At 39.7% G+C, this 25,855-nt stretch carries 19 protein-coding genes and 2 rRNA genes; 12 read left to right on the plus strand and 9 right to left on the minus strand.

Features of this window, described 5'->3' with window-relative positions:
- Nucleotides 1-230: 230 nt before the first annotated feature.
- The 7 genes from ACPF7B_RS00155 (at nucleotide 231) to ACPF7B_RS00185 (ending at nucleotide 9,338) form a co-directional block, all read left to right on the plus strand.
- Nucleotides 231-3,142 (plus strand): 23S ribosomal RNA (locus ACPF7B_RS00155).
- 181 nt (nucleotides 3,143-3,323) lie between these two features.
- A 5S ribosomal RNA gene (gene rrf / locus ACPF7B_RS00160) occupies nucleotides 3,324-3,438 on the plus strand.
- Between the two features lie 448 nt (nucleotides 3,439-3,886).
- Nucleotides 3,887-4,471: a spore coat protein U domain-containing protein gene (locus tag ACPF7B_RS00165; protein ID WP_490505621.1), complete on the plus strand. Its 585-nt coding sequence runs from the start codon at nucleotides 3,887-3,889 to the stop codon at nucleotides 4,469-4,471.
- A gap of 46 nt (nucleotides 4,472-4,517) precedes the next feature.
- Nucleotides 4,518-5,051, plus strand: a complete 534-nt coding sequence (locus ACPF7B_RS00170) for a Csu type fimbrial protein (RefSeq protein WP_490505622.1) — start codon at nucleotides 4,518-4,520, stop codon at nucleotides 5,049-5,051.
- Nucleotides 5,052-5,154: 103 nt separating this feature from the next.
- The gene (locus ACPF7B_RS00175) at nucleotides 5,155-5,859 is read left to right on the plus strand and encodes a fimbrial biogenesis chaperone (protein WP_490505623.1); all 705 of its coding nucleotides are present in this window, start codon (nucleotides 5,155-5,157) and stop codon (nucleotides 5,857-5,859) included.
- A gap of 70 nt (nucleotides 5,860-5,929) precedes the next feature.
- Entirely contained in the window at nucleotides 5,930-8,275 is a 2,346-nt protein-coding gene (locus tag ACPF7B_RS00180; protein ID WP_490505624.1) for a fimbria/pilus outer membrane usher protein, read from the plus strand.
- A gap of 22 nt (nucleotides 8,276-8,297) precedes the next feature.
- The gene (locus ACPF7B_RS00185) at nucleotides 8,298-9,338 is read left to right on the plus strand and encodes a Csu type fimbrial protein (protein WP_490505625.1); all 1,041 of its coding nucleotides are present in this window, start codon (nucleotides 8,298-8,300) and stop codon (nucleotides 9,336-9,338) included.
- A gap of 59 nt (nucleotides 9,339-9,397) precedes the next feature.
- Here the strand turns inward: ACPF7B_RS00185 and ACPF7B_RS00190 are convergent, their stop codons facing one another.
- From ACPF7B_RS00190 to uvrB, 7 genes are all read right to left on the minus strand, one after another.
- Complete coding sequence (locus ACPF7B_RS00190) at nucleotides 9,398-10,366, minus strand: NAD(P)H-quinone oxidoreductase (protein ID WP_490505626.1); 969 nt, start codon at nucleotides 10,364-10,366, stop codon at nucleotides 9,398-9,400.
- Nucleotides 10,367-10,574: 208 nt separating this feature from the next.
- Nucleotides 10,575-13,490, minus strand: a complete 2,916-nt coding sequence (locus tag ACPF7B_RS00195) for an FAD-binding and (Fe-S)-binding domain-containing protein (protein ID WP_490505627.1) — start codon at nucleotides 13,488-13,490, stop codon at nucleotides 10,575-10,577.
- 1 nt (nucleotide 13,491) lies between these two features.
- On the minus strand, nucleotides 13,492-14,622 hold the full coding sequence (gene zapE / locus ACPF7B_RS00200) for a cell division protein ZapE (RefSeq protein ID WP_490505628.1): 1,131 nt from the start codon (nucleotides 14,620-14,622) through the stop codon (nucleotides 13,492-13,494).
- Nucleotides 14,609-15,124, minus strand: coding sequence for a tRNA adenosine(34) deaminase TadA (tadA, locus tag ACPF7B_RS00205; RefSeq protein ID WP_490505629.1), 516 nt, complete (start codon nucleotides 15,122-15,124; stop codon nucleotides 14,609-14,611). Before tadA ends, zapE begins: the two co-directional genes overlap by 14 nt.
- A gap of 23 nt (nucleotides 15,125-15,147) precedes the next feature.
- Nucleotides 15,148-15,726 carry a YggT family protein gene (locus ACPF7B_RS00210; protein ID WP_490505630.1) on the minus strand — a complete coding sequence of 193 codons (579 nt, stop codon included), beginning with the start codon at nucleotides 15,724-15,726 and terminating at the stop codon, nucleotides 15,148-15,150.
- 76 nt (nucleotides 15,727-15,802) lie between these two features.
- Nucleotides 15,803-16,633, minus strand: a complete 831-nt coding sequence (proC, locus tag ACPF7B_RS00215; RefSeq protein WP_490505631.1) for a pyrroline-5-carboxylate reductase — start codon at nucleotides 16,631-16,633, stop codon at nucleotides 15,803-15,805.
- A gap of 108 nt (nucleotides 16,634-16,741) precedes the next feature.
- Nucleotides 16,742-18,784: an excinuclease ABC subunit UvrB gene (uvrB, locus tag ACPF7B_RS00220; protein ID WP_490505632.1), complete on the minus strand. Its 2,043-nt coding sequence runs from the start codon at nucleotides 18,782-18,784 to the stop codon at nucleotides 16,742-16,744.
- A 139-nt stretch (nucleotides 18,785-18,923) separates the two neighbouring features.
- Between uvrB and lon the strand changes: the two genes are divergently transcribed.
- The 5 genes from lon to ACPF7B_RS00245 all read left to right on the plus strand — a co-directional run bounded on the left by lon (nucleotide 18,924) and on the right by ACPF7B_RS00245 (nucleotide 24,373).
- Nucleotides 18,924-21,374: an endopeptidase La gene (lon, locus tag ACPF7B_RS00225; RefSeq protein WP_490505633.1), complete on the plus strand. Its 2,451-nt coding sequence runs from the start codon at nucleotides 18,924-18,926 to the stop codon at nucleotides 21,372-21,374.
- A 129-nt stretch (nucleotides 21,375-21,503) separates the two neighbouring features.
- A complete protein-coding gene (locus ACPF7B_RS00230; RefSeq protein ID WP_490505634.1) occupies nucleotides 21,504-21,785 on the plus strand; it encodes an HU family DNA-binding protein in 282 nt (93 codons plus the stop codon).
- A 182-nt stretch (nucleotides 21,786-21,967) separates the two neighbouring features.
- On the plus strand, nucleotides 21,968-22,516 hold the full coding sequence (locus ACPF7B_RS00235) for a UPF0149 family protein (RefSeq protein WP_490505635.1): 549 nt from the start codon (nucleotides 21,968-21,970) through the stop codon (nucleotides 22,514-22,516).
- A gap of 34 nt (nucleotides 22,517-22,550) precedes the next feature.
- The gene (locus tag ACPF7B_RS00240; protein WP_490505636.1) at nucleotides 22,551-23,321 is read left to right on the plus strand and encodes a TatD family hydrolase; all 771 of its coding nucleotides are present in this window, start codon (nucleotides 22,551-22,553) and stop codon (nucleotides 23,319-23,321) included.
- Complete coding sequence (locus ACPF7B_RS00245) at nucleotides 23,318-24,373, plus strand: NAD(P)H-dependent flavin oxidoreductase (protein WP_490505637.1); 1,056 nt, start codon at nucleotides 23,318-23,320, stop codon at nucleotides 24,371-24,373. Before ACPF7B_RS00240 ends, ACPF7B_RS00245 begins: the two co-directional genes overlap by 4 nt.
- Nucleotides 24,374-24,498: 125 nt before the next feature.
- Here ACPF7B_RS00245 and nth read toward each other — a convergent pair whose 3' ends face one another.
- Both nth and ACPF7B_RS00255 read right to left on the minus strand, forming a co-directional pair.
- Nucleotides 24,499-25,134: an endonuclease III gene (gene nth / locus ACPF7B_RS00250; protein ID WP_490506472.1), complete on the minus strand. Its 636-nt coding sequence runs from the start codon at nucleotides 25,132-25,134 to the stop codon at nucleotides 24,499-24,501.
- Nucleotides 25,135-25,175: 41 nt separating this feature from the next.
- A complete protein-coding gene (locus ACPF7B_RS00255; RefSeq protein WP_490505638.1) occupies nucleotides 25,176-25,790 on the minus strand; it encodes an RnfABCDGE type electron transport complex subunit B in 615 nt (204 codons plus the stop codon).
- Nucleotides 25,791-25,855 lie beyond the last annotated feature (65 nt).

Genomic DNA, 25,855 nt, shown 5'->3' on the forward strand with positions numbered 1-25,855 from the left:
TCAATTTTACTGACTGTCAGTCAATAATGTCGAAAGATATTGTTGATAAAGACAGATTGATAAAATGAGTTAACTTAAAGTGAAACGTTATCATGTTACATTCGTAGGAGAATTAGAAAGCTATTAAATCATGTAGTTTGGATGATTCTGAAGATATAGAGAATTAATGCATTAGTGTTAACACATTAGTATTAAAGCTCGAAGTTGAAAGAGTCTAATCCCTATTATATGGTCAAGTGAATAAGCGTACATGGCGGATGCCTTGGCGATTACAGGCGATGAAGGACGTGGAAGTCTGCGAAAAGTTTCGGGGAGCTGGCAATCAAGCTTTGATCCGGAAATGTCCGAATGGGGAAACCCGCACAGGCTTAAAACCCTGTCATCCTTTAACTGAATATATAGGTTTAAGGAAGCGAACCTGGTGAACTGAAACATCTAAGTAACCAGAGGAAAAGAAATCAATTGAGATTCCCGCAGTAGTGGCGAGCGACCCGGGAGTAGCCGATATATGATAGCTGTTTATATAGAAGAATCATCTGGAAAGATGAGCCGTAGAGGGTGATAGCCCCGTATTTTAAATGTAGACAGTGGTACTAGGTATATCAACAAGTAGGGCGGGACACGTGAAATCCTGTCTGAACATGGGGGGACCATCCTCCAAGGCTAAATACTCGTAATCGACCGATAGTGAACAAGTACCGTGAGGGAAAGGTGAAAAGAACCCCTGTGAGGGGAGTGAAATAGAATCTGAAACCGTGTACGTACAAGCAGTGGGAGCCCTTTTTAGGGTGACTGCGTACCTTTTGTATAATGGGTCAACGACTTACATTCTGTGGCAAGCTTAACCGAATAGGGTAGGCGTAGGGAAACCGAGTCTTAATAGGGCGTATAGTCGCAGGGTGTAGACCCGAAACCAGGCGATCTACCCATGGCCAGGCTGAAAGTTAGGTAACACTGACTGGAGGGCCGAACCCACATCTGTTGCAATAGATGGGGATGAGCTGTGGGTCGGAGTGAAAGGCTAATCAAGCTTGGAGATAGCTGGTTCTCCCCGAAAGCTATTTAGGTAGCGCCTCATGTAATTTACTTCCGGGGGTAGAGCACTGTTTCGGCTAGGGGGTCATCCCGACTTACCAACCCGATGCAAACTCCGAATACCGGAAAGTATTATCATGGGAGACACACAGTGGGTGCTAACATCCATTGTGGAGAGGGAAACAACCCAGACCGCCAGCTAAGGTCCCTAAATTATCGCTCAGTGGTAAACGATGTGGGAAGGCATAGACAGCTAGGATGTTGGCTTAGAAGCAGCCATCATTTAAAGAAAGCGTAATAGCTCACTAGTCGAGTCGGCCTGCGCGGAAGATTTAGCGGGGCTAAAGCGATATACCGAAGCTGCGGATGTATATTATAGAATATATGTGGTAGGGGAGCGTTCTGTAAGCCTGTGAAGGTGGACTCGTAAGAGCTGCTGGAGGTATCAGAAGTGCGAATGTTGACATAAGTAACGTTAATGCGAGTGAAAGACTCGCACGCCGAAAGACCAAGGTTTCCTGTTCAACGTTAATCGGAGCAGGGTGAGTCGGCCCCTAAGACGAGGCAGAGATGCGTAGTCGATGGGAATCAGGTTAATATTCCTGAACTCTCGTATCATGCGATGGAGGGACGGAGAAAGCTAGACCAGCTGGTGATTGGTATGCCAGTGTAAGCAAGTAGGTAGAGATCTTAGGCAAATCCGGGATCTTAATACTGAGATGTGAATGCGAGGAGCTTACGAGCTCCGGAGTGGTTGATGCTATGCTTCCAAGAAAAGCTTCTAAGCAATAGTGATATGAGAACCGTACCCCAAACCGACACTGGTGGTTGGGATGAGAATTCTAAGGCGCTTGAGAGAACTCGGGTGAAGGAACTCGGCAAAATCGTACCGTAACTTCGGGAGAAGGTACACCTTCCTTGGTGAATGCTTTACGCAGTAAGCTGAGGAGGGTCGCAGTGAAAAGCTGGCTGCAACTGTTTATCAAAAACACAGGACTCTGCAAACACGAAAGTGGACGTATAGGGTCTGACGCCTGCCCGGTGCTGGAAGGTTAATTGATGGGGTTAGCGTAAGCGAAGCTCTTGATCGAAGCCCCAGTAAACGGCGGCCGTAACTATAACGGTCCTAAGGTAGCGAAATTCCTTGTCGGGTAAGTTCCGACCTGCACGAATGGCGCAATGACGGCCAGGCTGTCTCCACCCGAGACTCAGTGAAATTGAAATCGCCGTGAAGATGCGGTGTACCCGCGGCAAGACGGAAAGACCCCGTGAACCTTTACTATAGCTTTACAGTGGATTTTGAATCTTTTTGTGCAGGATAGGTGGGAGGCTTTGAAGCTAAGACGCTAGTTTTAGTGGAGCCATCCTTGAAATACCACCCTGAAAGATTTGGAATTCTAACTTAGGCCCATTATCTGGGCTAAGGACATTGTATGGTGGGTAGTTTGACTGGGGCGGTCTCCTCCGAAAGAGTAACGGAGGAGTACGAAGGTACCCTCAGCCCGGTCGGAAATCGGGCTATTGAGTGCAAAAGCAAAAGGGTGCTTGACTGCGAGACAGACACGTCGAGCAGGTACGAAAGTAGGTTTTAGTGATCCGGTGGTTCTGTATGGAAAGGCCATCGCTCAACGGATAAAAGGTACTCCGGGGATAACAGGCTGATTCCGCCCAAGAGTTCATATCGACGGCGGAGTTTGGCACCTCGATGTCGACTCATCACATCCTGGGGCTGTAGTCGGTCCCAAGGGTATGGCTGTTCGCCATTTAAAGTGGTACGCGAGTTGGGTTCAGAACGTCGTGAGACAGTTCGGTCCCTATCTGCCGTGGGCGTTGGAAATTTGAGAGGAGCTGCTTCTAGTACGAGAGGACCGAAGTGGACGTATCTCTGGTGTTCCGGTTGTCATGCCAATGGCATTGCCGGGTAGCTACATACGGACGGGATAACCGCTGAAAGCATCTAAGCGGGAAGCCTTCCTCAAGATTAGATTTCCCTAGGGGTTTAACCCCTCTAAAGGTCCGTCGAAGACTACGACGTTGATAGGTTGGGTGTGTAAGTGCAGTAATGCATTGAGCTTACCAATACTAATTGACCGTGAGGCTTGACCATATAATAGGTCTTAGACAATTGACTACGAGACATGAAAGCGTTTCCAAAGTTAATGTGAATACACAAACTTAAGTGCACAACAAAACAATCAACGCGAGATAAATCGCCATTGCTGTTACAACCAACTAATCAAATTTATTTGTGAGTGGAGTGAGTATCACTTCAAGCACACACCAGTTTTCCTGGAAACAATAGCGCTATGGAACCACCTGATCCCATCCCGAACTCAGAAGTGAAACGTAGCAGCGCCGATGGTAGTGTGGGAGTTCCCATGTGAGAGTAGGTCATTTCCAGGGCTTAATTTGAAGGCCCCTAGTTCATTGAACTAGGGGCTTTTTCATTGCTGCGTGGAATAGCCATAACCAATCGAAAATAGGCAAGTCCGCGATTTTTAGGCCAATATCAATACCAACAATCCCCGCCGGAGATTGCTTTGAGCTTGAATGGCATTTGAGTAATATAATTAGCCGTTGAGTTATTGAGAAGAATCCCTTGGCACAGTAAATATCTTTTAAAGAGGTATTCATGCTGTAAAAGGTAAACTGTCCAGAATCATTGCTTATATTGTGCATAGCAAAACTTGATCTATCTCAAATTCATATATTTATTGTAAATAATTATAAATATAATTAAATTATCTTATTGAATAATTAATTTTATTAATATAGAATCCCTACTTGGTATTCATTACCTGAATTAAATTTTATTTTTAATTAATTTATTATATAAATATATGGAGTAATCATGAATTTAAAACGTACTTTATTAGCTGGTGTTATTGTTGCATCAACATCGTTTTTCTCAAACGTAAATGCTGCTGTTGAAGCAACAGGTATTATTGATGTTGAATTATTTATTACAGATAGTTGTTTTATTGGCGATAAAGAAATGGGGACTAACGGCGGTAATTTAGGGCGATTAGGAGTTCTCGATTTTGGGATTCATTCACCATCTTATAAAGGTTCAGCAGAAGGGCATTTAGCTGCATCTTCAGATGTGAATGCTAAAATGGGATTAGATGTGCGTTGTAATACTGAAAAGCCATTGGACAAAGCATTAACTGTAAAATTAATAGACAATCTCAATGGAGCAGATAAAGAAAATAAACGTCGTCTTGTAAATCAAAACAATGCCAACGAGAGTGTTGGTTATCAAGTTTTCTCAGATACGGCTAGAACTGCAGAAATTAAAAATGGTGGAAAATTGCCAATTCTTAATGAAGGCCAAGGACGTGGAAAAATCAATCTTTATGGTAAAGCTGATTTAAAAGGCCAAACTGCTGGTCTTTACAAAGATCAACTTAATCTACAAATTTCATTTACTAAATAAGAAATAATAATAATAGGCTGTTACATTTAAAAAAGGTTATTAAATAATGAAATTAAAAATTGCTAAACAGATTATTGTTGGTTTGTTTAGCATTTTTTTGACAACAATCAGCTTTGCAGCTTGTACAAATACTGGAAATAATCGTTGTGATATCCGAGTATCTGCGACAATTGTTCCTGGGTGTAAAGTTGAAGGCCCCAGTGGACAAAATGCATTAGGTACTATAGGCAAGCTCGATTTTGGTGTTCAAGGTTTGTCTAATAAAAAAGTATCTACAACGTTAGAACATTCAGTTGCAAAATTAAAATGCACTCCGGGTACTAAAGTAATGATAGCCATTGATGGTGGTCAGTACCAGAAATCTGGTGTTCGACGTATGAGGCATGAGAAAAAAAATGAATATATAAATTATCGCCTATACGGTCATAGCGACCAATTATTTACAATTAATAAATCGCAACAAGTGCAATTTTCAAAAGATGGGAAAGTTCAGATTTATGTAAAAGGTGAGGCAGATCTAAGAAGAGATTTGTCATCTGGTCTTTATACAGATCGCTTATTACTGACACTTTCATATTAATTGTTTTATGAAATCATTTGAATCTTTAGGATAAGGAATATTTAGCATGAACTCAATCTTTCGGATATATAAAAGGTTATTAATAATATCTTTTATGATTATCGTGTCTTCAATTTCTTTTGGCTTTGCTAATATTGTTATTTCTCCAACACGATTAGAGCTTGAAAATAACGAGCGTTCTACTGGTATTACAATTGAAAACCTAGGTAGAGACACACAAGTAATGCAAGCTCGAGTCTATATGTGGGACCAAAAAGAAGGAATTGAAGATTGGATTCCGCAGAATAATGTCATGATTAGCCCACCCATGGTGAAAATCGCTCCTGGAGAAAAGCAATTATTTCGTATTGCGCTTAGAGCTCCTATCCCTGCAAATACCGTTCAAAGTTATCGTGTAGTAATTGACGAAGTTCCTAAAAAGGTGGATGCACTTTTAAAAGAAGAGATGGTGGAAGAAGAGACACGTCATGGTGTTCAATTTCAGATTCGTTATTCAGTACCGCTGTTTATTTTTGGAAAAGGTTTGTCTAAAAAGGCACTCGATAAGGCTTCCTCGGATGAGTTAGCAAAACAGCTTCATTGGTCAATCGTACATAAAAATAATAAACAATATCTCAAAATTAGTAATAGTGGCCCTTATCCTCTAGATTTATCTGATCTAAACTTCTCCTTGATGTCGATTGAGAGCCTTGGAGCTGGTTATATTTTACCGCGTCATAGTCGTGAATGGATGTTCGAAGGATCAGCCGGTAGAGTACTATATGGACGGATTAATGATGCGGATGAAAGAATCGAGATCGCAAGGTAATTATTCAACACAAATTAACCGTCAAATCATTAGTAGAAAAGAGCAATAGCCTGTAAAGAGATAAGATTTTATGAAAAAAATAGCGAAGAGTGCGCTATCCCTATTTGGAATAGTGGGAGTAAGTTTGTGCTCGAATATTGTTATTGCAGCAACCAATCCAGAATTTAATATGGATCTTTTTTTGGAAATTAATGTCAATGGTGTTCCTACTAGGCATGTTGCACTAGTGGAATATAAAAAACCTTTTTATTACATTAGTGAAAAAGATTTAGAACAGACTCCAATTCTTCTCGATAAATTAAAAGCGGCCGAACCGACAGAGACTCAGCGTGGTATGATCGCTATTAATGCACTTAATAATATTGATGTTAAATATAATGAAACAGCACAAACGCTTGATATTACAGTCCCTCCAAAGTGGCTGCCTACACAAAAAATAGGTGCTAATGCACAAAAAATAGAGGCGAAACGAGGGGAAGGAGTTATTGTAAATTATGATGCTTTTTTCAATAAATCGACAGGATACTCAACAACTTTAAATCTTTGGAATGAAATTCGTGGGTTTGGAGATTATGGGATTCTCAGCAATACTGGTGTTTATCGAAATACATTCGGCGGTAAAAATGATCAAAAAAATCAATATCGTCGATATGATACGTATTGGGAATATTCAGATGAAAATCGATTATTAACAGCTCGGGTCGGGGATTTTATTACAAGACCATTATCTTGGAGTAGTGCCGCCCGTCTAGGTGGTGCGCAGTTATCACATAACTTTGCATTGCGCCCTGACTTAATTACTTATCCTTTACCGCAATTTAATGGTGAAGTAGGTGTGCCATCGACGGTTGATCTAATTGTAAATGGAAATAAACAGTATAGTCAAAATATCAATCCTGGTCCGTATGATATTGATCAGGTGACTCACTTGAGCGGTGCTGGAAATGCTGTTGTTGTTACGACCGATGCTTTAGGTCGAACAGTTGCTGTTGATATTCCTTTTTACGTTACTTCTGATCTCCTTAAAAAAGGTTTAATGGATTATAGCGTTAGTGCTGGGTCACTCCGACAAAAATACGGGGAGAAAAATTTTTCTTATAGCCGTTTTGCAGTAGATGGTAGTATTCGTTATGGTTTGACAAATGAGTGGACACTGGAAGGCCACAGTGAAATTGCGACTTCTTTACAGGTTCTAGGAATTGGTGCCGTGACCAATGTTGGACGTATTGGGTTGGTGAATGTATCGATGATGGGAACTCGTTATAAAGGTAAAAATGGTACACAATTCTATCTAGGATATGAATATAGTCATCCTGACTTTGGCTTTCGAGCCAGTTATCGAAAACGAAATGAAAACTATCGAGATATCGCGACATTAGATGCAGTTTCCGGCGTCTTCAATGAGTCAATGCAACTCTCTTTTAATACGAATATCGATGATTTTGGAAGTATCAGTTTAGGGTATTTCTCCAATAAATATCATGATAGCAAACGTGATAATATTGTGAGTATTGGATGGAGTCGATCGTTCCAAGATTACGGAAATGTATACGCATATATTAATCGTTCTAATGATCGTGATAATCGTTGGACTGCCTCTATTCAATGGTCTATTTCGTTAGCAGATCTAGGTGGTTTTGCTGCCTCTGTTAATAAAAATGATAATAATGAAGATATCTATTCTTTAAGTTACAGTCGCAGTATTCCTTCAGATGGTGGGTTTGGTTGGCGAGCAAACTATAACCGTTATAGTCATCAGGATAATTACTACAATGCTGCGATGAGCTGGCGTAATGAGAAGCTACAAGCAGAAGGTGGTTTTTACGGAACTCGCCATGATAAATCATATTGGGCAGATTTATCGGGGGCCGTTGTGATTATGGATGGCCAATTTATGGCAGCCAATGAGGTTAATGATTCTTTTGTGCTTGTGTCTACCGGTGATGTAGGGGAAGTAGGCGTTAAATATGAGAATAAACCCATTGGTGTGACAGATAAAAAAGGATACCTCCTTATTCCCGATGTACCTTCCTATTATGAATCTAAATATGAAATAGATGGATTGAGTTTACCTTTTAATACCCGTATTGATCAAACAGAGCAATACGCAGCGGTTAAATCTGGTGGTGGTTACACGTTGCGATTCCCAATCGTTAAAACTACACCAATGACGCTAAAACTCGTTGATAAACAAGGAAATCCTATCGAAATAGGTTCTCACGTTATTGCTAATAATGACGAAGACTCTTATGTGGGTTGGGATGGCGCTGTATTTTTTGAACATTTGAATGATTCAAATAATTTAACGGTGAATCAACCAGATGGGAAAAAATGTTACGTTCAAGTGAATCTTGATACCACGCAATATCAAGATGTTGATGGCGTGACTGAGCTTGGTGAACATCAGTGTCGATAATAAAAAACAGAGAAGGAAAATAATGAAAATTTTTTTATATTCCAATTTAATTAAGTCATTGTACTTGATAATAGCCATATTATTTTTTACGGCATTTCCTCGCTATTCTTTAGCAATCCTTGTTGATAATGGGACTTGTAAATCTAATCCTGGCTCAGAGTTTTTAGGAACATATGATCAAGCACTAATATATGCGGAATCTAGAGGTGCGACTATGCGTTTTCACAATTTAGATGGAGGTGTAAAGTGTAACTTAGGTTTCTATAAAGCTCCATCAACGCGACCTACTGCAACGGGTATCTTGAAGTGGAACACAAATGAATTTTTTGTTCATACAGATTCAAGGTTTAAAGATAATAAAATCCCATTTCAAATTTTTAGAATAAGGAATGTTCCAAGTCCCATTCATATACCTCAAAACCTTGGACTTATATATTCTGCAAATTCTCATAATAAAGAGGTATTTCCAAAATTAGAAACCTTAGGATTAAAATTTGATATTGATAAAAATGCATCTTTGGCTCCCGGATTATATGAGGCAACAGTGCATTTCAATTGGAGTTTCCAGAATTTATGTACAACTAAAGCGAAGCTAACCCAACAATGTAAAGGATGGAGTAACCCAAAACTGTCAGCAACTAGAACTGTTTCATTGAGAGTTAATGCCTCTTGTAAAATCTCTGCAGATGATCTTAATTTTGGTAAAGCCTCATTTTTAGATGAATTTAGTGATGTTACCGGTACATTAAAAGTGAATTGTAATAATCCTAATCAGCATTATACCGTTGGTTTAAGTGGTGGGGAAAACTACAGTTCTACAAGAAGAATGCGTAATGGTAATGAATATATTGACTACGAAGTCTATAAAGGTACCGCTGGAAATACTCGTTGGAGTAGCTCAGGTAATGAAAGGATGGATTCGAATAGTAATGATGTCGTTTCTGTTAACAACGCAACAAAAATATATCGTTATCGAGCATCAATCTATAATAAATCACAACAAGGTTTAAAATCCACTGGCACTTATACTGATAATCTTGTGATTGATCTTCGATTTGAGTAATAAATTCCCCCCTTTTTTAAGGGGGGATTATTGCGTTATAACATCATTTCAATAATTAGTTATATTTCCAAGATAATCTTGCCAATGTGTTCACTTGATTCCATTAATGCATGTGCTTTTGCCGCATCTACTAATGGGAAAGTTTTATAAATGATTGGTTTAAAATGCCCTCCCTCGATAAGAGGCAAGACATCATGAGTGATATCCTCTGTTAGCTGACGTTTAAAGGCATATTCGCGTGAGCGAAGTGTACTGCCGGTCACGATTAATCGTTTTTGCATAATTTTCATGAGATTAGCTGTAACCTTCGCACCGGCCATGGAATTAATATAAACTAAGCGCCCATCGGGGTTGAGAAGATCGATATTTTTCTCATAATAATCGCCACCAATCATATCGAGAATCACATCAATACCGATGGGTTTTAAAACTTCTAAGAAGTCGCTCTCTTTGTAATTGATGGCAATGGTTGCACCTAGATTAAGAACGGCTTCTTGTTTCTCTTTAGAACCAACAGTTGTATAAACATCTGCACCAATAATTTTTGCTAATTGGATAGCGGTAATACCAATTCCGCTACTCCCGCCATGAATTAGGCATTTTTCCGCTTTTTTTAAAGCACCACGTTGGAAAAGGTTATTCCAAACAGTGTAGAGTGTTTCCGGTAAACTAGCAGCTTCTATAAATGTTAGATTGGCTGGTTTTGGTAATGCTAAATATTGATCAACACGGACATATTCAGCATATCCGCCGCCACCAATAAGTGAGAAGACTTCATCACCGACCTTCCACTTTGTCACTTCAGAGCCAATCTCTTCGACAACACCCGCAACTTCGAGCCCTAAGATATCTTGTGGCTCACCTTCGGGGGCGGGATAATAGCCTTTACGCTGAATAACATCGGGTCGATTAATACCGGCAGCTTTAACGCGGATGAGGATATCATTGGGCCGAAGCTCCGGACGATTTTTTTCTCCAAGTTGAAGGACGGAAGGATCACCAAACTCTTTGAGAATTATTGCTTTCATAAAGCCTCCTTAATATTGATGAAAATTGAGCGATATTTCTTAATAAAATAAAGATCGATTGCCCAAGTATTCATGAGGTATTCAAGTAGTCACGTTGTCTTTATGCTAACGAAAATCCCTAAATGTGTCTATGTATAGATTTTTAGGGAGGAGTACGTTAGATTGACGAGGGGGCACTTGGTTAAACAATGAATGAGTTGTTCTCTTTTTAGAGTAACTCATTGAGTTTTACTAAGGGATGCATAATCGTTACGTTATTAAAGCGCTCTACCTGTGTGCGGCAAGAAGAACCGGTTGCTAGAATTTCATTAGAAGGATGTTGCTGAATGATTGTTTGCCATGATTGGTTATAAATCTTTTTAGAAAGCGCTTGGTTTTTTTTAATATGTCCAAATGCGCCACTCATTCCACAACAGCCGCTTTTTAAAGGTTCTAAGGAGATGTTGAATTTTTGGAAAATTTGTTGCCATAATTTTGGCGAATGTGTTGCATTTGTTTTTTCAGTACAGTGGCTCAGTAGTTTAAATGACTCATTACTCTTTATTTGTGACAGCGGTAGAATCGCTTCATTTTGCAGGAACTGGTATAACCATTCTTGGACCAACAGGATCTTTGGCATTTCTAAACCAATGGTTTGGTATTCATCACGATAGGTGAGTGTTATAGGTGGTTCGATACCAATTAACGGAATATTATATTGTGCTAATGCTTGCAATAGTTGTTGCTGTTTTTCTGCTTCTGCGCGAAATTGATCCATCGCTCCATAAACATGAGCTACTTTTCCTGAAGGTTGATAAGGTGCGATAAAGACGGTAATTTTCAGTTTATTTAATAATTCGACAGTTGCATTAAATGTTGTTGCGTCATAAAAGCGGAAAAACGTATCAGGTACAATAATTACTGCGCGATTTCGATCTTTTACTCGATTAAGAGGCGTATAATCATCTGTGGATAACTCTGTGTAAAGATTGTGGGAAGAACGATATTTTTTCAGTTCAATTTGTGGTAGATCCACGAGCCCTAAATAATCAAAGGCTTTTTTACCCAGCTTACTACTTGCTACTAAATTATATGCACTGCTTACTTTGCCACTTAAAGGAGCCATCTTTTCTGAACGAAGAAGAATTTTTTCATAGATGGGGCGCTTATATGACTGATGGTAGTGTGCTAAAAATTGTGATTTAGCTGCTGGGATATTAACTTTGATTGGGCATTCGCCAGCACAGGATTTACAGCTTAAACAGAGCGACAAGGAATCATAAACAGATTTTTCAAATGCTGTATCGGTAATATTGTGTGATTTTTGACGTAGCCATTCTTTAATTAATTCAGCGCGCCCTTTAGGAGAGTGAATACGTTCTCGTGTTGCTTTGTAACTTGGGCACATTGCTGAGTCAAGATCATAGTTAAAGCAGGCTCCGTTTCCATTGCAGTAGAGTGTCGTTTGGTAGGCATTTTCAGTCCAATAATGGGAATGAATCTGCTGATTAAAGTCTGCTCTTAAGGGAACTTCATCAATTTTTAACAGAGGCGTGTTATCAGGTGCTGCAATTTTCCCTGGGTTTAGCTGATTATAAGGATCAAAGAGTGCTTTGACAGATTGAACAAGCGGATAGAGCTCCCCAAAAAAAACAGGAGAATATTCTGAGCGCACCCCTTTCCCATGCTCACCCCATAATGCTCCTCCATATTTTTGGCAGAGTGAAAAAATTTTATCGGAAATTGCCCGAATAAGGGGGCGATCTTCTTGTAATTTAAGATCCAAAGCAGGACGAACATGGATCACACCTGCATCTGTATGCCCAAACATGCCATATTTTACGCCTGATTCATCAAGAACCGCTCGAAATTCGCTTATAAATGGTGCAAGGTTTTCTGGTGGAACGGCAGTGTCTTCTACAAAAGGGATCGGGCGACGATTGCCTTGAACCGCACCTAATAACCCCACAGCACGTTTACGAAGTGCATAGATGTCTGTAACCGCTTTTTTCCCTAGCACAGGGCGAATTGAAAGTCGATGATTATTAGAATCGCTTTCAACATAATTTGTAAAACTTGTTAACTGCGCTTGGAGCGCTTCTTCATTATCCGCATTGAATTCCACGAGCTGAATAGCTTTTAATTGTGCATAATCAATATCGGTAAAATATTCCTCCGTCGTTGCCCAGATAAAATCATTTTTAGCAATCTCCATAACGATATTATCAAGCACTTCAATGGAAGTCGGATGTGCCGATGACTTCATTAAAAAGGGTGCATCGTCAAGCGCTTTAATAAAATCATTATAGGTAATCAACACTAGAGCGGTTTGTTTTGGGATTGGCAGAACATTAAGCGTTGCCTCTGTAAAAACAGCGAGCGTCCCTTCTGAACCACATAAAAGATGGTTGAGGTTAAGTTCTTGATCTTGCGTAAAGTGGTCTAAATCGTAGCCGGTAATAAATCGATTGAGTTGCGGGAAGTGATTATGAATAGCTTCTTTGTGCGGCATTAGCTTTTCGGCAAGTTGATTGATCAATGCATTTTTCGGGAGGATATTTGCTTTTTCCAATGAGATTGGCTTACTCTCTATTTTTTCGCCCCCTAATCGGTATGCTAAAATTGTTTTTACATGTTGACTGGTTTTTCCATACTCACAGCTCCCTTGGCCGGAGGCATCGGTATTGATCATCCCGCCAATTGTTGCTCTATTAGAAGTAGAGAGTTCGGGGGCAAAAAAGTATCCTTTAGGGCGCAGAAAAGCATTCAGCTGATCTTTCACGACACCTGTTTGGACTCGTACAGTACGGGTCTCTTCATCAAAATCAAGAATTTGATTCATATGACGTGAAATATCTAAAATTACGCCACTGTTGAGCGATTGACCATTGGTCCCAGTACCACCGCCGCGAGTTGATAAGGTAACAGCCTTAAATTCTGGCTTGCCGAGTAGTGTCATCACAAGCTCAACATCCATATTTTCTTTAGGGAAGAGGATTGCTGCTGGGATAACTTGATAAATGGAGTTATCGGTCGCAGCCATTAGTCGTTCTGAAAAACTGATCTCAATATCGCCAGAGAATTGATGATCTTTGAGTTGTTGAATAAAGTTTTCAATATCTGCATTTGGATGAATTGCGGCCATTTTATTTTCCAGTATTGCGTTTTGGTTGATCAAGATAATCTTGAGATTGCATTTCTATTAAGCGGCTAATAGTACGATCAAACTCAAAGTCGAGTGCTTTTTCTCCTTTGGGTTGATAAAGTTCACTCATTGGGACGTCGGAAGCGATAATTACTTTAACGCCTTGATCATAAAACTCATCAATCATAATGACAAAACGTCGAGCTTCATTTTCTAAAAAACGTGTTAATTGAGGTAAACCACTAAATAAAATGGTGTCAAACCGATTTGCTAATTCAATAAAATCCTGTGATGAGCGGGCTTTTCTACACGCTTCTTCAAAGGTGAACCAAGCACATTTTGAGGTCATACGTACCATTTTGAAATCATGACCATTAATATCAAGTGTCGCAGATTCACCAATTTCATCAGCAACCTCTTCAAACTGACTATCAAAGTGGGCGATCTGTGCTTTTTCATCGCCAACATACCAAACATCAGCACTATCGATATGACGCATACGATAATCTTGCTCAGTATCGAGTACAATGACTTTTAAGCGTTTTTTAATAATTTCTATTGCCGGTAAAAATTGTTGGCGCTGAAGTCCATTTTTGTAGAGCTCATCAGGTTCGCGGTTAGAAGTCGTAATAAAGAAAATACCTTCTGCTAAAAGCGCATCTAGCAGGCGATAGAGAATCATGGCATCAGTAATATCGATTACGTGAAACTCATCGACGCAGAGTACTTTACACTCTTTTGCAAACTCTTTTGCAACGAGTTTTAAAGGATCTTCACTCCCTTGATGCTCCTGCATTTTTTTATGCACATCTTGCATAAAGTGATAGTAATGCTCACGAATTTTGGGAACGTTGATATTATTGAAGAAAAGATCCATTAAAAAGGTTTTTCCTCGTCCTACCCGTCCATAAATATAGAGTCCGCGAGGATCGTTATATGTGATAGCTTTTTCGGCGAAAGGATTCAGCATTTTTTGCATCAATGAACGGGAATCTTTCACCTCAATAGGTTCGTCGTGGAGAATTTGTTCCCGCAGTTTATCGTAACTTTCGGCCACAGAAACCTGTACAGGATCCGCTTTAAAGCCTTTCTCTTTGATCAGCTTGAAATAGGCATCTTTAATCGTTGGCATTATTCTTTTCTCCTCCCTTTTTCCGTCGGCGTTCTCGAAAAAATGCGCGAATGAGTTCGCTGCATTCGTTTTCAAGAATACGAGGAATAATTGTTATTTTATGATTAAACGCTTTATAGTCATTAATGTTTAAATTGGTTCCCAAGGCACCATTTCGTGAATCGCCAGCACCATAGACAACAGTATCTATTCGGCTGTGGAGAAAACTCCCAGCGCACATTGTGCACGGCTCAAGTGTGACATAAAGTATTGTATTGGGTAAACGGTAATTCTCTAAATTTCGGCATGCATTACGAATCGCAATAATTTCCGCATGAGCAGTTGGATCATGATCGGTAATTGAACGATTGTGACCACGGGCGATAATTTTATTATTTTGAACGATAACAGCACCGATTGGGACTTCTCCAATCTTTGCAGCTTTTTTTGCTTCAATTAAGGCTTCTCGCATAAAAAATTGATGAGACTCTATCTCTTCATATGATGGAATGGTCGTTTCCATATAAACGATATCTCTCTATCTTTTTAGTTGAAAAATACAAGTGATGCGTAAAAGTAGTTAATTACTCGTAATCCAATAAATAGTAATAGTACAATTACAGCCGGGCGAAAATCCATCATGCCAAATTGGAGCTTGAAGGGAAAGCGCTTATTGATAGGGTTAGTCAGTTGGTTTAGTAGCGAGATAAATACGGTTTGACGTGGCGATGAGCCAATCCAGCTACTAATCGCTTGAATAAAGTAGGCAAAGATATAGATATAGATAATATTACGAGCAATCTCGAGTAAGACGATGCCCGCAAGAGGTAACGGCGATATCGGAAGCATCGCACCGATTAGCATTAACAGGACATATTTTAAAATCGTAAAAATCGCTGCGGCAATCAGGCAAGACCAGTCGGCTTTACCGATAAGTGGTGTGATTTTGCGAATAGGGAGTAAAACCGGATTGGTGAATTTTACAATCATTTGGATAATCGGATGATAAAAATTGGCTTTTACTAACTGTAATAAAAAACGTAAAAGAATAAATATCATCGCAAAGCTATAAGCAATTTCGATAATAAATTCGAGAATATTTTGAAATAGATTTGGCTCAGGCATGGTGTAAACTTCCTACTACATAAAGGATAAATTACTATTATCTTAGCAGATTTGGTATTTTTCAGATAATTGCACGTTATTGGATCTGTTTTGAAATAATCTCCGAAAGTTCTTGGTCGCGATTATAGGTTGCTTGCATTGCTCGTAAAAGCACTTGATCAAGATGATCATCTTCTAAACTAAAAATGGCGCGTTCTGTCGTTCCGTTGGGAGACATCACATTTTTCTTAAGAGTATCTAGTGGAATACCGGCTAATTGACTATATCTTGCAGCACCTAAAACAGCTTGTTGCGTGAGTTTGAGACTATTTTCATAATCTAACCCCATTGATTCGCCCACTTTTGCCATAATATCCATTAAATAAAAGAGATATGCAGGACTAGAACCAGAGACAGCTACAACGGCGGAGATTAATGACTCTTTCTCTAACCATGCGGTAATACCACAGCTACTAAAGATCAGCTCAACAATAGCTTTGTGCTCGGTAGAGACTTCATTATTTGCGAAAATCCCCGTTGCACCTAAGCCAATGGTTGAAGGGGTATTTGGCATAACGCGCACGATAGGATGGGCTACTTGACCAATCCCTCTTAAAATTGCTTCTACCGATACGCCGGCAGCAATAGAGATGATCAATTGATGTGGTCTGATCAGTGGCTTGATTTCTTCAAGTAGCTTTGGAAATCCTTGCGGTTTAATTGCGAGAACAATGATATCGAGTTTGTCGATAAAGTCGTGGTAGTCCGCAGAAGCCGTGATGTTTAATTCATTCGTGAAGAAATCCCGTTTTTCTTGATTGCGATCGCAAACGTAAAGCGATAGTTGTGCTTCTGTTTGTTGGCTTACACTTGTTAAAATCGCGCGAGCCATATTGCCGCCGCCAATAAAACCGATATGGGTTGTCATGTTGAATACTCCTTTTTTATCGTCTTCGCGTAAGACGATAAATATATTGTTTAAGAATTAGTATGTTATTACAGATGATGGATATCGAGAGTTATCGGATGATTAAATTTATCCATTTAGTAAAAACTCTTTCTTTAAAGATTCAATCTCATCACGCAATCGTGCAGCGGCTTCAAACTCGAGATTTTGTGCATGATCAAGCATCTCTTTTTCTAGCTTTTGCAGATGTTTGGTGAGTAATTTGGGATTATTTTTAAATTGCTGCTCATTACTAATCGCTTCATCATTAATAACTAATTTCCCACGATATTCTTTAATATATTCACTATCGGGTGTTGTATCGCGAGCATCATACATAATGTCTTGGATCTGTTTTTTGATGGTTTGTGGCGTGATGCCATGCAATTGGTTGTACTCTTCCTGTAATGCGCGGCGACGTTCTGTTTCATCAATAGCATAACGCATTGCTTTGGTAATTTTATTTGCATAGAGAATGGCTTTCCCGTCGACATTTCGGGCAGCACGACCAATGGTTTGAATAAGTGAACGTTCTGAGCGCAAGAAACCCTCTTTATCTGCATCCAAAATAGCGACAAGTGAAACTTCAGGAATATCAAGACCTTCTCGTAAAAGGTTAATTCCTACTAATACGTCAAAAACACCTAGACGGAGATCTCGGATAATTTCAACACGTTCAACAGTATCGATATCTGAATGGAGGTAACGGACTTTTACTCCATGTTCGCTTAAGAAGTCGGTCAAATCTTCCGACATCCGTTTGGTTAATGTGGTAATTAAAACACGCTCATTTTTTGCAACACGCTTTGTTATCTCACTAAAAACGTCATCGACTTGAGTATCAGCAGGACGCACTTCAACAACTGGATCAAGTAAACCCGTTGGACGGACAACTTGTTCTACGATCTGCTCAGAATGTTCCGCTTCATAGGTGCTCGGCGTTGCTGAAACAAAGATAGTCTGCGGCATAAGTGCTTCAAATTCTTCAAAGCGAAGCGGGCGGTTATCAAGTGCGGACGGCAAACGAAAACCATAATTTACCAGCGTCTCTTTTCGCGAACGGTCACCTTTATACATTGCGCCCACTTGAGGCACTGCAACGTGTGATTCATCAATGAATAGAATGGCATTTGGTGGGAGATAATCAAAGAGCGTTGGTGGTGGTTCTCCGGGATTGCGTCCAGAGAGATAACGAGAATAGTTTTCGATCCCTTGGCAGTAACCAAGCTCGATCATCATTTCAATGTCAAATTTTGTACGTTGTTCAATGCGCTGTGCTTCCACCAATTTATTTTGTGCCCGTAACTCTTCAAGACGATCTCTCAACTCAATTTTGATTTCTTCAACTGCTGTTAGAAGGCGTTCTTTCGGTGTTACATAATGGCTTGATGGATAGACAGTTAATCTTGGAACTGTTCGTGAGATATGGCCGGTGAGTGGGTCAAAGAAAGAGAGCTTTTCAATCTCATCATCAAAAAGTTCAATACGTACTGCATCACGTTCACTCTCCGCAGGGAAGATATCAATCACTTCACCACGGACGCGGAAATTTCCGCGTTCAAGTACAACATCATTGCGGGTGTATTGGAGCTCAACAAGACGCTTGATAATATCTCGTTGATCGATTCGCTCGCCTTTAGTGACATGCAGAATCATGCTCATATAGTGATCTTTATCTCCAAGACCGTAGATTGCTGAAACTGTTGCGACAATAATTGTATCGGGACGTTCTAAAATCGCTTTAGTCGCTGAAAGTCGCATCTGTTCGATATGATCATTCACAGAAGCATCCTTTTCGATAAAGGTATCTGAAGCGGGTACATATGCTTCTGGCTGATAATAATCATAATAGGAGACAAAGTATTCCACCGCGTTATTAGGGAAGAACTCTTTCATTTCTCCATAAAGCTGCGCCGCGAGCGTTTTGTTGGGGGCAAGAATCATCGCGGGTCTTTGGGTATCTTGGATGACATTTGCCATCGTAAATGTTTTTCCAGAACCAGTAACGCCTAGAAGTGTTTGATACGCTAATCCATCATTGAGCCCTTCGGTGAGTGCTTCGATCGCTTTAGGCTGATCTCCCGCTGGAGAATAATGTGTAGAAAGCTTGAATTTAATTGGATCTGTCACCATATTACAACTCAGTTTACAAAATTTAAAAGTTTAAAAAGCTAATATAGCATAACTTCTAACAATGACGGTTAGGTGTTAAGATCATACATTGTTAGCATGAATGCTCAGTAAAACAACGATATATTGGAGATAAAAACGGATGTCTCAAAAACACGATCAATATGCGGAATTACCAATCCTCGCACTGCGAGATTTAGTCGTATTCCCAGGGACGAAAACGCCGCTACTTGTCGGAAGACCACTGTCGATTGGCGCCTTAGAAATGGCGGTAGAAGTTGATAACCGTGTACTTTTAATGAGTTTAAAAGATCCCGATGAAGAGGCGATTACGCTCGATACTATTTATGATGTAGGAGTTGTGGCACGTATTGTTTCAAGTAAATTATCAAAGGGCGGGTCTTATCAAATTACCGTTGAGGTGATTGAGCGCGTTAAACTACATGAAACAAAAGAGCTCGTGTATGAAAACGGTGAGGGTTATGTTTATGATTTTGTCATGGGGAAATATACACTTGCACCATTTGAAGATGATTTAACCGTTGCAGAAAAAGAAGTTTACTATACAACGTTTGAAAAACTCGTTAAAAAATTATTAGAAAATGCTCAAATTAAACAATTAACGCCGGAAACATTATTAGAAGATAAAGAGCTTACTCCGTTGGTGATGAAGCTTTCTAGCGAAATTCCGATGAGCGTTGAGAAGAAACAATCGATCATGACGGAAGATACGCTTCGCGGTGCTGCGGATGCGTTAATTAATAATTTGACAGTTGAGCTTAGTATTATTGATCTTCAGCGCCGAATTCATGGTTTAGTACAGACACAAATTAGCAAAAATCAGCGCGAGTATTACCTCAATGAACAGATTAAAGCGATTCATAAAGAGCTTGATGAACTGAATGACTCAGGACTTTCGGAATTTGATGAGTTAGAAGAACGAATCAAAGCAGCTAAAATGCCCACAGAAGCGGAAGAAAAAGCGTTAACTGAGATTAAACGTCTTAAATCCATGCCGACAATGTCGGCAGAAGGTACTGTTGCGCGTACTTATATTGATTGGTTGCTCAAAATGCCATGGAATGAACGTTCACGTCTTCGCTATGGTTTAGCAAGTGCAAAACGTATTTTAGATAAAGATCATTCCGGGCTTGAAAAGGTGAAAGATCATATACTTGAGCATTTAGCAGTGATTAGTCATACTAAATCGAAAAAAGGCGATATTCTCTGCTTTATTGGTCCTCCGGGTGTTGGTAAAACATCGCTTGCGCGTTCTATTGCAGAAGCGACAGGGCGAGAGTTTGTACGGATGAGTCTTGGTGGTGTGAATGATGAATCAGAAATTCGGGGGCATCGCCGAACGTACATTGGCGCAATGCCTGGGAAATTAGTGCAGCTTCTTGCAAAGGCAAAAACAAAGAATCCGCTAATTCTGCTTGATGAGCTCGATAAAACAGGCAGCAGCTATAAAGGCGATCCTGCAGATGCACTTTTAGAAGTGCTTGATCCAGAGCAAAATAGTACTTTTAATGACCATTATTTGGATGTTGATATCGATCTATCGGAAGTGATGTTTATCGCGACAGCAAATAGTTACAATATTCCCGGCCCATTGCGTGATCGTATGGATATTATCGAATTATCGAGCTATACAGAGCAAGAAAAGCTTGAGATCGCCAAAAATCATCTATTACCGGAATGTTATAAGGAAAATGGTCTCTCAAAAGAGGAAATCCGTTTTACCGATGAAGGCTTGATGTTCCTTATCAATCATTACACAAAAGAAGCGGGTGTTCGGAATTTAACACGTGAGATTAATACAATCTTCCGGAAGTTTATTAAAGAGCGCCTTCTTGAAAAAGATAAAGGTCGCAAAGGTGAGGTTCTTAATGCAAAACGAATACCGCACTATTTGGGGGCGATTAAATATCGTCATGGCATTAAAGAAGATCAGCATGAGATAGGCTATGTGAATGGACTTGCTTGGACACAAGTTGGCGGCGATCTCTTAGGGATTGAAGTACAGTTAGTGCCGGGTAAAGGGGAGCTCATTGCGACCGGAAGCCTTGGCGATGTGATGAAAGAGTCGATCCGTACAGCCTTAACTGTTATTCGGGCGCGTAGTAATTATTATGGTTTACCTGAAGATTTTTATAAAAAATGGGATATCCATGTGCATGCACCAGAAGGAGCGGTACCTAAAGATGGCCCAAGTGCAGGCGCAGCAATGACTTTGGCGATATTATCCGCCCTCTTAGGCGTGCCTATTCGATCTGATATTGCAATGACGGGAGAAATTACCCTCCGTGGACATGTTTTAATCATCGGTGGATTAAAAGAAAAGTTAATTGCGGCGGAAAGAGCAGGAATTCGTACGGTTTTAATTCCGGAAGAAAATGTGAAAGATTTAGAAGATGTGCCAAAGAATGTTCTAAAAGCACTCGAAATTATCCCGGTGAAAACTTTCGATGAAATAGTTGATTATTCCTTAACTCAATCACTTACAAGAGCTGAAGATTGGGAGCGTTTTAATAGTTTTACATTGACGAATCAGGATGGTGAAGAGATCAAAAAAAGAGCGAAAACGCATTGAAATACTTGACTTAGGTCGATTCGAGACGTATAAAACTATACAGAATTAACGAAGTTTGTTAATTTGTTCAGACATTAAGCACATTCATGGTGCCAATTACATGTTTTTTTAAATAGTAGGAAAAATTTTATGAATAAAACTGAATTAATTGCTGCAGTAGCAGAAAAAACGGACATGACGAAAGTAGCTTCTGCGAAAGCAGTTGAAGCAGTGATGGAAACTATTACTGAAGCGCTTGCAAAAGGTGATAGCGTGACTTTAATTGGTTTCGGTACATTCACAGTACGTGATCGTGCTGCACGCGTTGGTCGTGACCCACGTAATCCTAAGAAAACTATTCAAATTAAAGCATCACGTGTACCAGCATTTAAAGCAGGTAAAGGCCTACGTGAATCTGTAAACAATAAGTAGTATCGTTTACCGAATTACTTAGAAAAATTTTAAAAGGCTTTAGTGCATATTGTACTAAAGCTTTTTTGTTGCTTGTAAGTTATGTAATAGATTTATAGGGAGTTTTCTTTGTAGTGTCATGGCGGATAAACCGCTATAATGTAGGGTTATTGTTAGTCATATATAGAAAGTGAGTATAAAACATGGCAAATGAGCAACAAGTTCCTCAAACAGTGACTTATGAGTTATTACAAGCTCAATTTGATGGATTAAATTTAGCAGAAGCACAAGGGTTATTAGTTGCGCTTTTATGCGGTACTTCTTTTGATCACTTTAAGGATTGGTTATTGGAGCTTGATAATATTCGTTTTGATAAAACACCGCTCAATGAAGAGATTTTGAAAATTCTCTATGAAAAAACGGTAGAAGAGATGGATTCTACCGAGTTTAATCTCCGATTGCTTTTACCGGATGAAGAGTATCTTCAAGCGCGTATCGATGGTTTTGTCAGTTGGTGTCATGGTTTTAGTTATGGTTTTGGTCTTTCAAGTGAGCTTTATGAGGCACTTGATGAAGATGGACGGGATTTTATTCGTTATGTGATTGAATTTTCGAATTTAGATTCGCAAGAAGTCATTGAAGGGTTAGATAGCGAAACCGATCGTCTTGCACTTGAAGAGTTAGTAGAATTTGTACGGGTAGGAGCTTTAATGATCTATTTCCATTTGAAAGATAGACCTAAAGTTCATTAATTATTGAGATCTCATCAAAAGTAGTGCCAATATCATGCAATCCATATTTGTTGATTCTCATATTCATTTAACCTCTGAGCTCTATTCAGACATCGGATCGCTCTTAGCAGATGCACGTGTACATGGGATTCAAAAGTGGATTGTGCCGGGAATAACGTTGAGTGATATCCCTCTACAACTTGCTTTAAAGGAACAATTTGAGGGCGTTGATATTGCTTTTGGCATTCATCCATGGTTTTTAGAATCCATCTCTCCAAATTGGGAGGAACAGTTAAGGATGGCAATTGATCAATATCAGCCCATTGCGATTGGGGAGTGTGGTTTAGATTTTTCCTATGAGTTACCTCTTTTGCAGGAAGAGATTTTTATCAGGCAACTCGATATTGCTCAGGAACAGTCATTGCCGCTTATTATTCATTCTTACAAAGCAGTAGATAATGTTCTTCGAGAACTTCGAAAGCGCCCAAATATTTGTGGTGTTTTACACGCATTTAATGGCAGCATACAGCAACTGAAACAAGCGCTTGATCTTGGATTTTATATCGGCTTTGGTGGTGCTGTAACGTATCCTCGAGCCAAAAACCTACAAAAACTATTGGCAGAAGTTCCAGTAGAGCGTCTGCTTTTAGAAACAGATGGACCCTTTCAGCGGGGAGCCTATCGGCAGCAAAATGAATTACATTATCCAGTAGATCTTTTTGAGATTGCCCAGTTCATCGCAGAACAAAAATCGCTTGATCTATCAGATCTTGCTAAGATAACGACAGAGAATTGTAATGAATTATTTAAATTGGAGCCAAAATGACAGTGAAGAAGCCCGCACGTTTAACACAATTGCTCTCCATAGAGTATCCTATTGTTCAAGTTCCACTGTATCATGGAGGATCAACGGAATTAGTTGCAGAAATTTCTAATAATGGTGGCTTAGGAATGATTGCTGGTGGTTTCTTAACTCCAGAAGCATTGCAGCATGAAATCGCAGCGGTACGGGCTTTAACGGATAAGCCCTTTGGTGTTAATTTAATGGTCACAACTAAAAATACCTTAGAATCCTCACATTACGAAGATGCTCTATCGCGCATGAAAGGATTTGCCAGTACAGAGGCGCTAGATATAGAAGCCTTAAATACTGATGCGTGGGAACTTTCATCACTGGAATCACTGATTGATATTGTTCTTGAAGAATCGATACCTGTTGTGAGCTTTTCTTTTGGTATTCCTGAGGCTGCTGATCTTGATCTTCTCAAAGAAGCGGGTATTAAAATCATTGGGCATTCAACCCATATGGTTGAAGCACTTTTATGGGAAGAGCGTGGTCTAGATGCGCATTTTTTACAAGGTATCGAATCTGGAGGAATGCGCCAAACATTTATTGGAGATGCAATGCAATATGGGTTAAGTGCCGCCTCATTGATTACTCAGGCAAATGAAGTATTAGAGAAACCATTTATTGTATCAGGTGGTATTTTCAATAAATCGTTGTTTGCTGCGGCAATTATTCAAGGAGCGGATGCTATTGGTATTGGTACTGCATTCATGATGACGCCGGAGAGTGGTCTGAGTGAAACAGAAGTTGAACAGTTACTTAAAAGTAATGAGTACGACAGCGTCTTTACTCAGCATTGGACAGGCATTATGGGGCGTTGTATTAGCAATCAAGGCACGCAAGAATTACGCAAAGTAAGGGGCAAAACATTGCCTTTTCCCGAACAATTATTCCTCGTGCATGCAGCAACGATTGATGAACTTGAGTTAGGTGACCAAGTCGATCAATACCAACCTATTTGGGCGAGTATTAATGCGCCCTTTTGCAAGGTTGTACCGGTCAAAGTGTTAATTGATTCTTTAGTGAATTAGTTATTATTAATTATGACGAAACATCTAAATAGAAACCTTCATTGCAGCGTGTTATGAAGGTTTTTTATAATGTGTTCGATTATTTTTTTGTAACAACGCGTTGTATGAGAATGTTGTATTTATCTTTACTCATCGACTTTATTTAAAAATTGGCATTGATCGTAGACAACACATGAACCACAACGAGGTTTTCGTGCTGTACAGGTGTAACGTCCATGGAGAATTAACCAATGATGAGCATCAAGTAGAAATTCTTTGGGAATTCGCTTGAGCAACTTATCTTCTACTTCAAGTACATTTTTCCCTGGGGCTAATCCTGTCCGATTAGAAAGCCTAAAAATATGCGTATCAACGGCCATTGTTGGTTGACGGAATGCGGTATTTAAAATGACATTTGCGGTTTTACGCCCAACTCCCGGTAGCGCTTCGAGTGATTGACGATCATCTGGTACAACGCCGTTATATTTTGTACTTAAAATTTCACAGGTTTTATAAAGATTTGCCGCTTTTGAGTTAAAGAGCCCAATCGTTTTAATATACTCTTTGATACCTTCTTCACCAAGTTCATACATGGTTTGTGGGGTGTTGGCTGCTTTGAAGAGGTGTACCGTGGCTTTATTGACGCCAACATCTGTTGCTTGAGCTGAGAGAAGAACCGCCACTAATAATTCAAAGGTAGAGCTATAAACTAATTCTGTCTTTGGCTCAGGATTTTCACGACGTAAGATGGTAAAGAACTGCGTAATCTCTTCTTTGTTCATCAAACGCTTATATTCTTTTTTCTGACTCATAATCGATCTCTTTATTGATATTTTTTCTTGGCCATCTGAATTAAATCAAGCATGCTCTCTTTAGAAGCAGGTGCCGCGAGTTCTTTTTCAAGTGGTGGCTGAGTATCGGTAACATTTGTTCGTAATCGTTCACGCTCTTTTTTTGCATTAAAGCGTTGGCGCGATTTTTCGGCTCGCTCTTTTTCCCATTGGCTTAATCCGTGGGTTGTATCAGTTAAAGAATGAGCAAGGGGTTCGATAACAATGCAGTTAAGAGGGCAGGGTGGAATGCAGAGCTCACAACCTGTACACTCTTCGCGGATTACTGTATGCATTAATCGGCGAGTACCTACAATTGCATCAACAGGACAGGCTAAAATACATTTCATGCACCCAATACAGAACGCCTCTTCTATACGAACAACTTGTGGAGGTTTATGACATCCTAACGATTCGTTCAGTGGAATGATTGGTTGATTGAGTAATTCAGCTAAGGAACTTATCACCCGTTTTCCACCGGGCGGGCATCGATTAATTGGTGCATTTTCATTGACGATCGCAGCCGCATAGGCCAAACAGCCTTCATACTCGCATTGACGACATTGAGTCTGGGGTAGTAATTGATCGATCTTTTCGATTAAATTCATAGCTGTATTGAAAAATTTATCTATTTAAGAAATTATGAATGCTTTTAAGGCAATCATCATAGGAG

Source organism: Ignatzschineria sp. 22MB058224 (assembly GCF_058188435.1).